Annotated in this window: 14 protein-coding genes and 1 riboswitch; of the genes, 10 read left to right on the forward strand and 4 right to left on the reverse strand. The window is 65.0% G+C overall.

Annotation, left to right across the window (positions count from 1 at the left end):
* Positions 1 to 41: 41 nt before the first annotated feature.
* Positions 42 to 554 carry a GcrA family cell cycle regulator gene (locus AC0L3K_RS32710; RefSeq protein WP_007597869.1) on the reverse strand — a complete coding sequence of 171 codons (513 nt, stop codon included), beginning with the start codon at positions 552 to 554 and terminating at the stop codon, positions 42 to 44.
* A 455-nt stretch (positions 555 to 1009) separates the two neighbouring features.
* On the opposite strand from AC0L3K_RS32710, the gene AC0L3K_RS32715 reads away from it, so the two are divergent.
* The 3 genes from AC0L3K_RS32715 to AC0L3K_RS32725 all read left to right on the forward strand — a co-directional run bounded on the left by AC0L3K_RS32715 (position 1010) and on the right by AC0L3K_RS32725 (position 4394).
* The gene (locus tag AC0L3K_RS32715; RefSeq protein WP_354200146.1) at positions 1010 to 2212 is read left to right on the forward strand and encodes an aspartate aminotransferase family protein; all 1203 of its coding nucleotides are present in this window, start codon (positions 1010 to 1012) and stop codon (positions 2210 to 2212) included.
* A complete protein-coding gene (argF, locus tag AC0L3K_RS32720; protein WP_354200145.1) occupies positions 2212 to 3159 on the forward strand; it encodes an ornithine carbamoyltransferase in 948 nt (315 codons plus the stop codon). The genes AC0L3K_RS32715 and argF overlap by 1 nt, the downstream gene beginning before the upstream one ends.
* 215 nt (positions 3160 to 3374) lie before the next feature.
* The gene (locus AC0L3K_RS32725) at positions 3375 to 4394 is read left to right on the forward strand and encodes an Hsp33 family molecular chaperone (protein ID WP_035993783.1); all 1020 of its coding nucleotides are present in this window, start codon (positions 3375 to 3377) and stop codon (positions 4392 to 4394) included.
* A gap of 49 nt (positions 4395 to 4443) precedes the next feature.
* Here the strand turns inward: AC0L3K_RS32725 and apaG are convergent, their stop codons facing one another.
* On the reverse strand, positions 4444 to 4848 hold the full coding sequence (gene apaG, locus AC0L3K_RS32730; RefSeq protein ID WP_088941063.1) for a Co2+/Mg2+ efflux protein ApaG: 405 nt from the start codon (positions 4846 to 4848) through the stop codon (positions 4444 to 4446).
* 193 nt (positions 4849 to 5041) lie between these two features.
* Between apaG and AC0L3K_RS32735 the strand changes: the two genes are divergently transcribed.
* The 3 genes from AC0L3K_RS32735 to AC0L3K_RS32745 are packed head-to-tail and all read left to right on the forward strand — an operon-like array spanning position 5042 to position 8091.
* Positions 5042 to 6307 (forward strand): OpgC domain-containing protein, encoded by a 1266-nt coding sequence (locus tag AC0L3K_RS32735; protein ID WP_007597863.1) that lies wholly within the window; start codon positions 5042 to 5044, stop codon positions 6305 to 6307.
* Entirely contained in the window at positions 6307 to 7086 is a 780-nt protein-coding gene (locus tag AC0L3K_RS32740) for an SGNH/GDSL hydrolase family protein (RefSeq protein WP_007597862.1), read from the forward strand. Before AC0L3K_RS32735 ends, AC0L3K_RS32740 begins: the two co-directional genes overlap by 1 nt.
* Positions 7087 to 7098: 12 nt before the next feature.
* Complete coding sequence (locus AC0L3K_RS32745; RefSeq protein WP_354127012.1) at positions 7099 to 8091, forward strand: SGNH/GDSL hydrolase family protein; 993 nt, start codon at positions 7099 to 7101, stop codon at positions 8089 to 8091.
* 122 nt (positions 8092 to 8213) lie between these two features.
* Here AC0L3K_RS32745 and AC0L3K_RS32750 read toward each other — a convergent pair whose 3' ends face one another.
* On the reverse strand, positions 8214 to 9410 hold the full coding sequence (locus tag AC0L3K_RS32750; protein ID WP_219679065.1) for an O-succinylhomoserine sulfhydrylase: 1197 nt from the start codon (positions 9408 to 9410) through the stop codon (positions 8214 to 8216).
* A gap of 70 nt (positions 9411 to 9480) precedes the next feature.
* A riboswitch (SAM riboswitch) is annotated at positions 9481 to 9560 on the reverse strand.
* 80 nt (positions 9561 to 9640) lie between these two features.
* Between AC0L3K_RS32750 and AC0L3K_RS32755 the strand changes: the two genes are divergently transcribed.
* The 4 genes from AC0L3K_RS32755 (at position 9641) to AC0L3K_RS32770 (ending at position 14303) form a co-directional block, all read left to right on the forward strand.
* A complete protein-coding gene (locus tag AC0L3K_RS32755; protein WP_376707474.1) occupies positions 9641 to 10777 on the forward strand; it encodes a 2'-deoxycytidine 5'-triphosphate deaminase in 1137 nt (378 codons plus the stop codon).
* 177 nt (positions 10778 to 10954) lie between these two features.
* Positions 10955 to 11365, forward strand: a complete 411-nt coding sequence (locus AC0L3K_RS32760) for a PAS domain-containing protein (protein WP_354127010.1) — start codon at positions 10955 to 10957, stop codon at positions 11363 to 11365.
* Positions 11366 to 11483: 118 nt separating this feature from the next.
* Positions 11484 to 12536 (forward strand): hypothetical protein, encoded by a 1053-nt coding sequence (locus AC0L3K_RS32765; protein ID WP_354162294.1) that lies wholly within the window; start codon positions 11484 to 11486, stop codon positions 12534 to 12536.
* A 321-nt stretch (positions 12537 to 12857) separates the two neighbouring features.
* Positions 12858 to 14303 carry an MATE family efflux transporter gene (locus AC0L3K_RS32770; protein ID WP_354127008.1) on the forward strand — a complete coding sequence of 482 codons (1446 nt, stop codon included), beginning with the start codon at positions 12858 to 12860 and terminating at the stop codon, positions 14301 to 14303.
* Here the strand turns inward: AC0L3K_RS32770 and AC0L3K_RS32775 are convergent.
* Positions 14300 to 14782, reverse strand: coding sequence for a hypothetical protein (locus AC0L3K_RS32775; RefSeq protein WP_007597850.1), 483 nt, complete (start codon positions 14780 to 14782; stop codon positions 14300 to 14302). The genes AC0L3K_RS32770 and AC0L3K_RS32775 overlap by 4 nt on opposite strands.
* Between the last annotated feature and the right edge of the window lie 21 nt (positions 14783 to 14803).

The raw sequence follows: 14803 nt of genomic DNA on the forward strand, positions 1-14803 counted from the left end.
CTGAAATTATTGAACTGTCTTTGCGCGACGACTTGCCGTGATTACCGCGGACCCGGCTTCACCGGTGCGCGGCGCCGATCCGACGCCGGCTGGTACGCAACACGCGAGTGCTGGGCGCAATAGGGCAGGCCGGACAGCGCCCGTCCACCGCAGAAGAAGAAGTCCGGGCTCGAGGGATCGCCGACCGGCCAGTGGCAGGTCGCCTCGTTCAATTCGAGCAGCGACAGCCGCTGGCTCATCGGCACCACGTTGTCGTAGGTGACCGGATCCGGCTCAGCCTCGACCTCGAAGGCCTGCGCCAGCGCGGTGTTGCCGCGCGAGATCGGGCGGCTCACCCGCATCATGTGCTGCGCGGGGCGCGCCTTGCGCGGCCGGGGCGCTGCCGATGATGGGCTCTTGGCGCGGCCCGAGAGGCCGAGCCTGTGCACTTTGCCGATCACGGCATTGCGGGTCACATTGCCGAGCTCCGCCGCGATCTGGCTGGCCGAAAGTCCGGCCTCCCAGAGCTTTTTCAGCTGCTCGACGCGATCATCGGACCAGGTCAAAACCGTCATTGCACCCTTTCCCTCGCTGCGCGCCAGCCATCCTGGGGCCTCGCAGCGAATGCCTAAGCCTTCAAAAACCCGTGCCGCCAGAATCCCTTAAGGCTCGCCGGGCGCGTCTTGAACGCCCGAACGTTTACGCCGGTACATAAGGACTTAAAGATCAGAACCACTGCACGAGATGTCGTATCTGACAATCCAAACGCTACAATATGGCGTGACTCCCGCGCAAGAGTCCGCCGACTCGCTTCCACATGTTCCGTGGCTAAATCCCGCAAAATCGGCACCGCAAGACTACGGATTCAGCGTTTCGCGAGGCTTTCCGGGCGGCATTGACACCCGTTTCACCAGGCCTAAGATAGTCGCACGTGCCGCCCTCAAGAGGCGGCACGTTTCGTTTTCCGGGCCGGTCGATGGTGCGTTGCGTAATGCACGCTCACACCGTCCGCAACATTCAAGTGACCGTCATGACTAACAGCGCAGCGCCGCATTTGCTCCCCGTTTTCGCCAGGTCCGACCTCGGTTTCGAGCGTGGCGAAGGCTGCTGGCTGATCGCGACCAATGGCGAGCGCTATCTCGATTTCACCTCCGGGGTGGCGGTGAATGCGCTCGGCCATGCCCATCCGGCGCTGGTCGCGGCGTTGCAGGAACAGGCCACGAAGCTCTGGCACATGTCGAACCTGTTCCAGAGCCCGGACGGCGAAAAGCTTGCCGCGCGCCTGTGCAATGAAAGTTTCGCGGACTTCGTGTTCTTCTGCAATTCCGGCGCCGAAGCGCTGGAATGCGTGATCAAGGTCGTGCGCCGCTATCACGCCGCGAAGGGCCATCCAGACCGCTATCGCATGATCACCTTCGAAGGCGCCTTCCATGGCCGCACGCTGGCGACGCTGGCCGCGACGGGTTCGGCAAAATATCTCGAAGGTTTCGGCCCACCCATGGAGGGCTTCGACCAGGTTGCGCATGGCGATCTCGAGGCAGTGAAAAAGGCGATCGGTCCGCAGACCGCCGGCATCCTGATCGAGCCGATCCAGGGCGAGGGCGGTGTGCGTTCGGCAACGCCCGCCTTCCTGAGGGCGTTGCGCCAGCTCTGCGACGAGCGCGGCCTGTTGCTCGCCTTCGACGAGGTGCAGACCGGCATGGGCCGCACCGGCGATCTATTCGCGTACCGCCGCCTTGGCGTCGAACCCGACGTGATGTCGCTGGCCAAGGCGCTCGGCGGCGGCTTCCCGATCGGCGCCTGCCTTGCGACCGCGGAAGCGGCGTCCGGCATGACGCCGGGCTCGCACGGCTCGACCTTCGGCGGCAATCCGCTCGCGATCGCGGCGGCGAATGCCGTGCTCGACGTCATGCTCAAGCCCGGCTTCTTCGACCACGTGCAGAGGATGTCGCTGCTGCTCAAGCAGAAGCTCGCTTCCGTGATCGACCGTCATGGCGATGTCGTCAGCGAAGTGCGCGGCGAGGGCCTCCTGATCGGCATCAAGGCCGTGGTGCCCTCCGGCGATCTCGTTGCCGCCTTGCGCGACCAAAAACTGCTCACCGTCGGTGCCGGCGACAATGTCGTGCGTTTCCTGCCGCCTTTGATCGTCACCGAAGCCGAGATCGAGGACAGCGTCGGGCGGCTCGAGCGCGCCTGCGCGGCGTTGTCTGGCAACAAGCGGGCGGCAAGCTGATGAGCACGTCGCCCGATAAAACGCCCAAGAAAACACCGAAGCACTTCCTCGATATCAACGAGCTGCCGCTGTCGGAGCTCAAGCGCATGCTGGCCGCGTCCTCCGCGATGAAGGCGAAGCAGAAGGCGCATCAGCCGGTCAGGCCGCTCGAAGGCAAGACGCTGGCGATGATCTTCGAGCGCCCCTCGACGCGGACGCGGGTGTCGTTCGATGTCGCCATGCGCCAGCTCGGCGGCGAGCCCATCATGCTCACAGGCGCCGAGATGCAGCTCGGTCGCGGCGAGACCATCGCCGACACCGCGCGCGTGCTGTCGCGCTATGTCGACGCCATCATGATCCGCATCCTCAATCACGATGCGCTGCTGGAGCTTGCGGCAAACGCCACCGTGCCCGTCATCAACGGCCTGACGCGGCGCTCGCATCCCTGCCAGGTCATGGCCGACCTCATGACCTACGAGGAACATCGCGGCCCGATCGAGGGCAAGACGGTGGCCTGGACCGGCGACGACAATAACGTGCTGGCGTCCTGGGCGCACGCCGCCGAGCGCTTCAAGTTCCAGCTCAATGTCGCGACGCCCCCGGAGCTCGCACCGAAAAAGGCGATGCGCGACTTCATCAAGGCGACCGGCGCGCCGATCATGCTCGGCACGGATGCCGAAGCTGCCGTGCGCGGCGCCGATTGTGTCGTGACCGACACCTGGGTGTCGATGGGCGACAAGGAAGGCGAGCACCGCCACAACGTGCTCAAGCCCTATCAGGTCAATGCCCAGCTGATGTCGCTGGCCAAGCCCGATGCGCTGTTCATGCACTGCCTGCCCGCCCATCGCGGCGAGGAGGTCACCGACGAGGTGATCGACGGTCCGCAATCCGTCGTATTCGACGAGGCCGAAAACCGCCTGCACGCGCAGAAGGGCATTCTGGCCTGGTGCTTCGACGCGGTGAAGTAACGCGGGCCGGTGAAGTAGCTTTGGATCGTCGGGGGGGGGGGGGGGGGGGCGCCCCCCCCGGGGGGGGGGGGGGGGGGGGGGGGGGCGGGGGGGGGCGGGGGGGGGGCCCCCCCCCCCCCCCACACCGAGTTTGCCGTGCTTGCGTACGATCCGTTCTGCATTCCGGATGCAGCCGCCCCCTTCCAATTTCGCCTTCCGACCCCAGATAAAGCGCCATGGTTTCCCAATCCCCTGACATGAAAACCGGGCCCGAAGGCCCGGTTCGCGCGCCATCCGCGGTTCCCATCGATGACGCCGTGCTGCCCTACGAGGTCGACGCGCTCGACGTGCGCGGTCGCCTGGTGCGGCTTGGTCCGGCGCTCGACGAGATCCTGACCAAGCACGATTATCCGGCGCCGGTCGGCAAGCTGCTCGGCGAGGCCATCGTGCTGACCACGCTGCTCGGCTCGTCGCTGAAGTTCGAAGGCCGCTTCATCCTCCAGGCCCAGACCGACGGTCCTGTGTCGTTCCTGGTCGTGGACTATCAGGCGCCGGATCGCCTGCGCGCCTATGCGCGCTATGATGCCGCGCGCCTCGGCGAAGTCCAGGATTCCGGCAAGACTTCCGGCGCGCTGCTGGGCCACGGTCATCTGGCCATGACCATCGACCAGGGCCCCGACATGAGCCGCTACCAGGGCCTGGTCGCGCTCGACGGCGGCAGCCTCGAAGACGCCGCTCACGAATATTTCCTGCGCTCCGAGCAGATCCCGACACGCGTGCGTCTCGCCGTGGGCGAGGAGTGGCGTTCGAACGACGGCGGCAAGCATCGCTGGCGTGCCGGCGGCATGCTGATGCAGTTCCTGCCGAAGGCGCCCGAGCGCGCGCGGCAGGCCGATCTGCATCCCGGCGATGCGCCCGAGGGCGTCGAGGTCCATGCCGTCGCTGAAGACGATGCCTGGGTCGAGGCGCGCTCGCTGATCGAAACCGTCGAAGACGTCGAGCTGATCGATCCCGAGCTGTCCGGCGAGCGGTTGCTCTACCGTCTCTTCCACGAACGCGGCGTGCGCGTGTTCAATCCGCTGCCCTTGAAGGCGCAATGCTCCTGCTCGCGCGATGCGGTGGCATCGATGCTGAAGAGCTTTTCGTCCGACGACCGTGCCGCAATGGTCAAGGACGACAAGGTCGTCGTGACCTGCGAGTTCTGCAGCTCGGTGTACGAGTTCACACCGGATGAGGCGGGCGTCGAGGACGCGTAGCGCGGTGCCGTAGGGTGGGCAAAGCGAAGCGTGCCCACCATTTCCAGCGCTAGTTCAACACCCGCTTGTTATCCGGGCTGTCCAGCGAGAACGTCGGCACGTCGATCTCGAAGCGTTCGCCGCTTGCGCTGACCATCTGGTAGCGGCCGGTCATGAAGCCCGAGGCGGTCGTGAGCGGCACGCCGGAGGTGTATTCGAAGCGTTCGCCGGGCGCGAGCGTCGGCTGCTCGCCGACGACGCCCTCGCCTTTCACCTCCTGCTGCCGGCCGGTGGCATCGGTGATGATCCAGTGCCGCGTCTTGAGCTGCACGGTCTCATCGCCGGAATTGGTGATGACGATGGTGTAGGCCCAGAAATAACGGGAGCGGTCGGCCGACGACTGCTCCGGAACAAAGTTCGGCTCGACGGTCACTTCGATCTGGCGGGTCACGGCGCGGTACATGATTGCCATCATACCGAAAACCGCCCGGGAACCAAACGCCGGAGGCGGCCTTGGCGACATCGTCCCGCCTGAATTCGCAGGGAAGTACACGTCCAAGTGTAGGTCCAAACGTACTTGCATGTGATCCGGTGGCTTTGCGAGATGACGGCCGGACCGGTACACTCCTTGCCACGTCGCGATTTGCGGAAGGGTTTTTAGGCCCCCGATGACTATTGCCGACCAAGTGACGGGATCGACGATCGCGGGAACCGCTAAACCTGTGGAGGTCAAGTCCGCGGGGGCAAAGCGGCGCGCGGCCGCGCCGGCCATTTCGCTGCCCGCCATCGGGGAGCGCGAACTCCGGCTCGACCTGTTCCGCGGCCTTGCGCTGTGGCTGATCTTCATCGACCATTTGCCGCCGAGCCTTCTGACCTGGTTCACGATCCGCAATTACGGCTTCAGCGACGCCACCGAGATCTTCATCTTCATCTCCGGCTATACCGCCGCCTTCGTGTACGGTCGGGCGATGCTGGAGTCCGGCATTGTCGTCGCCACCGCGCGCATCCTGCGGCGCGTCTGGCAGATCTATGTCGCCCACGTCTTCCTGTTCACGATCTTCCTTGCCGAAATCTCCTACGTCGCGACCAGGTTCGAGAACCCGCTCTACACCGAAGAGATGGGCATCATGGATTTCCTCAAGCAGCCCGACGTGACGATCGTGCAGGCGCTGCTGCTGCGCTTCCGTCCGGTCAACATGGACGTGCTGCCGCTCTATATCGTGCTGATGCTGGCGCTGCCCTTGATCCTGTGGCTGATGAAATGGCGCCCCGACGTGACGCTCGGCCTCTCGGTCGCGCTCTACGCGGTGACCTGGGAATACGACCTCTATCTGTCCGCCTATCCGAACGGCTTCTGGGCCTTCAATCCCTTCGCCTGGCAATTGCTGTTCGTGTTCGGGGCATGGTGCGCGCTCGGGGGTGCGCGACGCATGTCGCGCATTCTGGCTTCGCGGGTGACGATGTGGATCGCGATCGCCTATCTGGTCGCGGCATTCTACGTGACGCTGACCTGGTATGTGCCGCAGCTCTCCCATTTCATGCCGAAGCGGCTCGAGCAGTGGATGTATCCGATCGACAAGGCCGACCTGGACGTGCTGCGCTTCACGCATTTCCTGGCGCTGGCCGCGCTCACCGTACGCGTCCTGCCGCGGGACTGGCCGGGCCTGAAATCGCCATGGCTGCGGCCGCTGATCCTGTGCGGCTCGCATTCCCTGGAGATATTCTGTCTCGGCGTCTTCCTCGCCTTTGCCGGCCATTTCATCCTGGCCGAGGTCTCGGGCGGCCCGGTCATGCATGCGCTAATTAGTCTCTCCGGAATTCTGATCATGTGGGCCATGGCCTGGCTGATTTCGTGGTACAAGCGGGTGGCTGACAAGAGCGGTTCGAAAACCAAAAGCGCCGTCGGCAGCGCCGATATGGCGGGAGGGGGCTGATGAAGGCGAAGGTTTTCCTGAGCCTGATCCTGCTGTGCGGTGGTCTCGCCGCGCCTCCGGCGCGCGCGGACGATGCTGCGCCGGCTGCTTCAGCCGCGCCCGCAGCCTGTGAAGTGCCGTCCTATCTGCTCACCAGCGAAAGCCAGCTTCCCAAGGTCGCCGATGCCGTGAAGGCCGGCAAGCCGCTCGAAATCCTGGTCATCGGCAGTCGCTCGACCACAATTCCGGCTTCCGAGGACGCCTCTTATCCGGCGCGGATGCAGGCCATTCTGAAGGACAAGCTGTCGCCGTCCGAGATAGTCCACGTCTCCGTAGAAATACAGAGCAAGAAAACGGCCGAGGAGGCGGCCGCCAGTTTCGTTAAGCTGATGGAAGCAAAAGCACCTACTTTGGTTATCTGGCAGACCGGGACTGTCGATGCTATCCGAGCCATCGATCCCGATGATTTTCGCGGCGCAGTGACCGGAGGGGTTGTTGCGCTGCAAAAGGCAGGGGCTGACGTCGTCTTGATGAACTTGCAGTACAGTCCGCGTACCGAAACCATGATCTCGGTGCCGCCATACCTCGACAATATGCGGGTGGTGGCGCAGGAGCACGATATTCCGCTGTTCGATCGTTTCGCGATCATGCGGCAGTGGAATGACCAGGGGCAGTTCGACCTGTTCAGCCCGTCGCGCGGGCCTGAGCTGGCGAAGCAGGTCCATGATTGCCTTGGCCGGGCGTTGGCACAGTTCGTGATCGACGCTGCGCATCTGGAGCCGGCCCAGCAGCAAAATTGAGGTCTAGCGTTAATGAGTTCTCTCCGCCCTTTTTGCCTGACGGCATGGCTGGCTGCGCCTGCAGCAGCGGTGCTGCTGTTGCTGAGTCCGGCCTGGCAATCGCACGCGCAGACGCAGGGCGCGCAGGCAACGCCGGCCCCGCAGCAGTCGGCTAATCCGGCTCCCGCTTCACCGTCCCAGACGACCGTCGCAGCGACGTCCCCCGACCAGCGCGGCATCACGGCGCGCGCCATCGACAAGGTGAAGCAGGTCGCGAAATCCGCCGGCGACGTCTTCAGCCGCGTGCCCTGCCTGTCGCCGAAGGGCGGCGCTAAGGCGATGGGCTCGCTGCCGCATGTCGCGGGCAAGCTCGTCGCCGGCCAGCCCGTCGTCATCGTCGCATTCGGCTCGTCCTCGACCGCGGGATTCGGTGCGAGCTCGCCGGAGTTCAACTATCCCAATCGTCTTGCCGCGCAGCTGCACCGGCACTATCCGACAGCCGACATCACCGTCGTCAATGCCGGCGTCGGCGGCGAGGACGCGCCCGAGATGATGAAGCGCCTTCAGAAGGAGGTGATCGACGTGCATCCGGATCTGGTGATCTGGCAGGTCGGCACCAATGCGGTGCTGCGCAATCTCGATCCCGGCGATACCGCCAAGCTCGTCGAGGACGGCATCAGCCGCATCCAGGCTGCCGGCGGCACCGACGTCGTGCTGGTCGATCCGCAGTATTCGCCAGCCGTCAACCAGCGCGCCGAGAGCGCCGGCAAGATGGTGAAGCTGCTCGGCAAGGTCGCTGAGCTCCGTCACGTCGGCATCTTCCCGCGCTTCGAGGTGATGCGCGACTGGCACGAGAAGCAATCGCTTCCGGTCGAGAGCTTTGTGATCGCCGACGGCCTGCACATGAACGATTGGGGCTACGCCTGCTTCGCCCAGCTCCTCGGCGACGACATCATCCGCTCCGTCGGCCAGATCAAGCTCGGCGTGAACGTGCCCGCGGACGTGCGGACGTACCGGCCGATGTAGCTTGGTGCCGTAGGGTGGGCAAAGGCGCGCTCTTCGCGCGCCGTGCCCACCATCTATCGGCACCGCGATCGTGAAGGGTGGGCACGCTTCGCTTTGCCCACCCTACGATTCCGAGTGTGTGGCTACGCCTTCTCCAGCGCCGCGGTCAGATCCTCGATTAGATCATCCGCGTGCTCCAGCCCCGCCGAGAAGCGGATGAATCCCTCGCTGATGCCGAGCGCGGCGCGGTCCTCCGGCTTGAGGCGCTGATGCGTCGTGGTGGCGGGGTGCGTGACGAGGCTCTTGGCGTCGCCGAGATTGTTCGAGATCTTGGCAAGCTTGAGCTCGTTGAGCACGCGGAACGCCGCCTGCTTGCCGCCCTTGACCTCGAGGCCGACCAGCGTCGAGCCGCCGCGCATCTGCTTCTTCACCAATGCCGCCTGCGGATGATCGGCGCGGCCGGGAAACACCAGCCGCGAAATCTTCGGATGGCTCGCCAGCACGTCCGCGATGCGCGCGGCCGTCTCGGTCTGCGCGCGCACGCGCACGGCGAGCGTCTCCAGGCCCTTGAGCAGCACCCAGGCGTTGAACGGCGAGATCGACGGGCCGGTCTGGCGCATGAAATTGTGGATGTGCTCGGCGATGAACGCCTCCGAGGACAGGATGATGCCGCCGAGACAGCGGCCCTGGCCGTCGATGTGCTTGGTCGCGGAATAGACCACGACGTCGGCGCCGAGCGCGAGCGGGCTCTGCCAGATCGGCGTGGCGAACACGTTGTCGACGACGAGCCGCGCGCCGCCGCTGTGCGCGATCTCGGCAATGCCGGGAATGTCGAGCACGTCGAGCGTCGGATTGGTCGGGCTCTCCAGGAAAAACGTCTTGGTGTTCGGCTTCATGGCGCGCTGCCACTGGTCAAGATCGAGGCCGTCGACCAGCGTGGTCTCGATGCCGTAGCGCGGCAGCAAATCCTGCACGACGTAGAGACACGAACCGAACAGCGCGCGCGAGGCCACGACGTGATCGCCGGCCTTCAGCGGCGCCAGGATCGCCGTCGTCACCGCGGCCATGCCGGTCGCGGCGGAACGTGCCGCTTCGGCGCCTTCGAGCTCGATCATGCGGCGCTCGAACATCGCGATGGTCGGATTGGAGTAGCGTGAATAGATGAAGCCGGGGTCCTCGCCCTTGAACCGCGCCTCGCACTCCTCGGCGCTGTTGTAGACGTAGCCCTGGGTCAGGAACAGCGACTCCGAGGTCTCGCCATATTGCGAGCGCAGGGTGCCGGAATGAACCAGGCGAGTTTCGGGACGGTATTGCGCGGTTGGCGGCGGGGACTTCGACATAGGACCTCCTGAAGTGACCATCGAAAATGGCCACAAAAAAACCGGCCTGGAATATTTCCACGGGCCGGGATCACAGAGGTCCCCGGCCTGTTTAGCGACTTATTTAACGTGGCTGCAAGCCGGCCGGCTCAAATCACCACGGGATAAGTCATGCTCATATTCCGCAATGCCCTTTCCGTCAAGACGTCCATCGGATAGCCGTAAAACGCTCATATTTCCCGCATGTCGGGATGTGTTTGATCCCTGATGAGGACCCCCGGTTGACGTTCACGGTCGCCGCCGACGCCAATGGTATCCTGCCCGACCGCATGATCGCGGCGATGGCGGAGGGCGGTCTCATCCTGCCCGCTTACGACTTCGTCGAAAGCCAGATCCAGCCGGCGAGCCTCGATTTGCGTCTTGGCGACATCGCCTATCGCGTTCGTGCCAGCTTCCTGCCTGGTCCCGGCGCCACCGTTGCCGAGCGCATCGACGAATTGAAGCTGCACGAGTTCAGCCTCGCCGACGGCGCGGTGCTGGAGACCAACTGCGTCTACATCGTGCCGCTGCTCGAAAGCCTCGCGCTGCCGCCGGAGATCGTCGCGGCCGCCAACCCGAAGAGCTCGACCGGTCGGCTCGACGTCTTCACCCGCGTGATCGCCGACGGCACCCGCCGCTTCGACATGATCGGTGCCGGCTATCACGGCCCGCTCTATGCCGAGATCAGCCCCAAGACGTTCCCGGTGCTGGTCAGCGAGGGCTCGCGCCTGAGCCAGGTACGCTTCCGCACCGGCGATGCCATCCTCAACATCGACGACCTCGAGGCGCTGCACGCGACCGAACGTCTCGTCGATATCGACGATGCCGATCTCACCGGCGGCGTCGCCGTCTCCGTAGATCTCTCCGGCGAGAAGAGCGGCGGCTTCGTCGGCTACCGCGCCAAGCGCCACACCGGCGTGATCGACGTCGATCGCCGCGCCGGCTATTCCGTCGAGGAGTTCTGGGAGCCGATCTCGGCCCGTCCCGACGGCAGCCTGATCCTCGATCCCGGCGAGTTCTATATCCTGGCGTCGAAAGAGGCGGTGCAGGTGCCGCCCGATTACGCCGCGGAGATGGTGCCGTTCGATCCGCTGGTCGGCGAGTTCCGTGTGCATTATGCCGGATTCTTCGATCCCGGCTTCGGCTATGCCGGCGCCGGCGGGTTGGGGTCGCGCGCCGTGCTCGAAGTGCGCTCGCGCGAGGTGCCGTTCATCCTCGAGCACGGCCAGATCGTCGGCCGCCTCGTCTATGAAAAGATGCTGGCGCGCCCCGACGCCATGTACGGCCAGCGCATCGGCTCAAATTACCAGGCCCAGGGGCTGAAGCTGAGCAAGCATTTCCGGGTGTAGGGATAGGCTCACCTTCCGCTGTCATGCCCCGGCTTGACCGGGGCATCCAGTACGCCGCAGCCTATCGGTTCGATCACATCCGCCTCTGGAATACTGGATCGCCCGATCAAGTCGGGCGATGACACCGAATCTGTGTCAGGATAAGAAGCGAATCCGGGCTACGTCCGAGGTGGCGAAATGACAGATCAATCCGAACTCGACGCAAAAATCCTCGACGACGTCGCAGACGCGCTGATCTATTCGGATCGCTCCGGCACGATCATGCGGTGGAATCGCGCATCGTCCGCACTGTTCGGATTCTCCGCGGACGAAGCGCTGGGTCAGAATCTCGACCTCATCATTCCCGAACATCTGCGTGCCGCGCACTGGAAAGGCTTCGAGGCCGCGCTTGCCAGCGGCGCGATGAAGCTTGCGGGCAAACCGACACTGACCCGCGCGCTGCACAAGGACGGACGCAAGCTCTACATCGAGATGACCTTCGCGCTGGTGCGGGACGCCGCTGGCGTGGTGCAGGGATCGGTGGCGATGGCGCGCGACGTGACCGAGCGCGTCGAGCGCGAGCGTGCCGCCAAAGCTGCGCAAAATTAAGCCTGCGCAAAATTCGCGATGCGGAATTGGCGGCGTGCAGGGCGCCCTGCGTGCGGCTTAGCTTGTCCGTCACCGGATGCAGTGACACACTCGATCAAAACAACGATCGGGAGCGAACATGACCGCCGCATCAGACCCCGCGCAGGAAGCTCAATGGAAACGCTGGCGCGCGGTTGCCGATCTCTATCACGCCTATTTCACCGGCCTGATCCTCACCGTGGTCACGCGTCGCGGCACGGTGGATGCTGCGGAGTTCGTCTTTCGCGTGTTCCGCCGCCAGCAGCAGGAGCGCTTTCTGCCGGGGCTGGAGAAGCTCGGGTTGACCCATCTGCCGCCCGCCGTGGCGGCCGCGCAATATCACTACCTCTCCAACTGGATCGGCGGCGTGCACGTCGAATACATGCATGAGAGCGATCGCAAAGCCTGGATCCGTTATCCGCCGCCGCGCTGGATCTGGAAGGGCACTGCCATCTGCGGCGTGCCGGGCGAAGTCTCGCGCGCGATGCTGCGCGGCTGGCACGCCAACAACGGTGTGGCGCTTGGCGATACCAGATTAGGGTTCGTCTGCACCAAGCAGAGCGTCGACGGCCAGGACGGGCTCGAAGGCTACTATCACCAATATGACCAGCCGCTCGAGCTCGACCAGCGCCTCGTGTTCGCGCGGCATCTCGAAGCGCCGCTGTTCGATGCCGCCGCGGCTCCGGCGTTGCCAGTCGCAAGCTGGCCAAGACCGCGACTGGAAAAAGCCTATCGCAACTATGCGATGGAATATGTGCGCACAGCCGCGCCCGTGATGGTGCAGCTGTTCGGTCCGGAGGATGCCGGCTATCTCCTGCACCTCACGGGCAAGCTGATCGGGATGCAATATTTCGATGAGGTCGCTGCGGCGCTGTCGATGGGCCGCGGCGGTGCGAGCGAATTCGCGACGTTCCTCAACGCGCTGTTGGTCGCGCAGGACGATGTGGCTGAGACGACGCAATCCGAAGGCATGTTCGAAATCCGTCAGCAGAGCTGGAAGTTGATGGACGGCGTCGCCGATGACCACCCTGCCTGCACCAAGGTGCTGGCGGGGTTGTTCGAAGGGCTCGCGGCCGGATGCGGGCGGCACATCGGAGTGCACCTGTCCCCGACATCGCGCGGCCGTCCGCCATTGCTCTGGACGATTGGGTAATGCCGCGCGGGCGTTGGCCTCGTGGTTCGAGACGCCAGCTTCGCGGGCTCCTCACCATGAGGGTCCGACATGTCACCGCGAAACAAGACCTCATCCTGAGGAGCCCGCGACGCGGGCGTCTCGAAGGATGGCCCCACGGAGACTGAGAGCCGCAATTCCACGGGCTGAAATGCGCTGCCGCAGGGCACGCCTGCACCTAGCGCAGGAGGAATCGCTGCGCATCGTGCTAACAAGCCTGTCGTTGCGCCCTGCGCGCGAACCAATTCATTGGTACACCCAAGCATTGCCGCGCCGCAAATGGCGCTTTCGCCCGGAGAGGACATGTCAGACATCGCCGAAATCCCGGTCGATGAACAAGAGCGTCCGCTGCCGCCGCCCCCGCGCCCTGTGAGGAGCGCGCTGATGGACGGGCCGATCCTGCGCACGCTGCTCGGACTGGCCTGGCCCAACGTCGTCGCGCTCTCAGCCGGCACTTGCACGGTGATTGCGGAGACCTCCTATATCGGACGTCTTGGTGTGGAAGCGCTGGCCGCGATGGCGCTGGTGTTTCCGACAGTGATCCTGACCATGACCATGTCGGGCGGTGCGATGGGCGGCGCGGTGGCCTCCGCCATCGCGCGCGCGCTCGGCGCCGGCGATCGCGAGCGTGCCGGGACGCTCGCCGCGCACGCGCTGCTGATCGGAATCAGCTTCGGCCTCGTCTTCATGCTGGGCATGCTGATCTTCGGACCGCGCGTTCTGGAAATGCTCGGTGGCCGCGGCGACGTGCTGACGCATGCGATCGCCTACACCCAGGTGTTTTTCGGCGGCGCCGTGCTGCCCTGGCTACTCAACACCATGGCCGGGGTCCTCCGCGGCACCGGCAACATGAAGCTGCCGTCGCTGTTGATCCTCAATTCTGCGGCCTGGCAGATCGTGCTTGGCGGCACGCTCGGCCTCGGGCTCGGTCCGGTGCCGCAATTCGGCATGCGCGGCGTCGCCGCCGGCGCGCTGATTGCCTATTGCATGAACATCGGCGTGATGGGCTGGTACCTGTTCTCCGGCCGCGCCCGCGTGACGCCGAAACTGCGCGGACTTCGGATCCAATGGGCGATGTTTTTCGACATCCTGAAGGTCGGCGCCATCGCCTGCTTCTCGCCGCTGCAATCGGTGCTGACGATCTCGATCTTCACCCACATGCTTGCGAAATTCGGCACCGCGATCCTCGCCGGCTACGGCATCGGTGCGCGGCTGGAATTCCTGCTGACCTCGATCGCGTTCTCGTTCGGCATCGCCTCGGTGCCGATGATCGGCATGGCGGTCGGCGCCGGTCGCATCGCCCGCGCGCGGCGCATCGCCTGGATCGCGGCCGCGAGCGCCTTCGTCGCCGTCGGTGCACCGGCTTGCCTGGTCGCGATCTTCCCCGATCTCTGGGTCAACATCTTCACCGACAGCGCGACCGTGCGCGCCACCAGCCATCAATATTTGTCGACGGTGGCGCCGTTCTACGCCTTCATCGGCCTTGCCTCGACGATGTATTTCTCGTCGCAGGGCGCTGCCAAGGTAATCGGCCCGGTGCTGGCGCAGACCGCGCGGCTGATCTACATCTCGGCGGTCGGCTGGTGGCTGTCGACGCACGATGCCACCGCGCAAAGCTTCTTCTGGCTGGCGGCGAGCTCGATGGTCGTGCTCGGCCTGCTCTCGTCCTCCAGCGTGGTGCTGACGCGCTGGGGACCGCGCCAAACCAAACCTGCGATCAGGCCGGCTCTGTCGGCCGCTGCGGACTAGCGATGCCTGTGGCGGCGATGGCCGCCACCGCCGCCGACATTGGCGAGCCGCATCAGTTGCGGAATCATCGCCATCATGTCGCCGCCACCGGCGCCGCCGAGCATGCCCATGATATCGCCGCCGCCCATGCCGCTCATTCCAGTCAGCATATATCCGCCTCCGCCCATCGGTGCGTAGCCGCCGTAATTGGGCGCCCCGAAACCGCCGCCGAGATTGCCGCCGCCGAGGCCGCCAATTCCGCCGCCGCCATTCTCCATCATGCGGCTCATCATTGGGCCCATGGTCTGCATCATCATGCCGAAGCGGCGCTTGCCCATCTTGGCCTTCATCATCTCCAGCATCGGCGCCATCTGGGTCATCATGTCCTCGCCGCCGGCACCGCCGCCGCCGAGGAATTGCGCCTTTGCCGGCGCGCTCGAAATCGAAAACATCAGCAGCACGGCGGCCGCCTGGCAGATCACCTTGTCCGCACCTCTCATGGCCTGCTCCTCGCGTGCGTG

This window comes from Bradyrhizobium sp. MI1.10 (assembly GCF_055811035.1).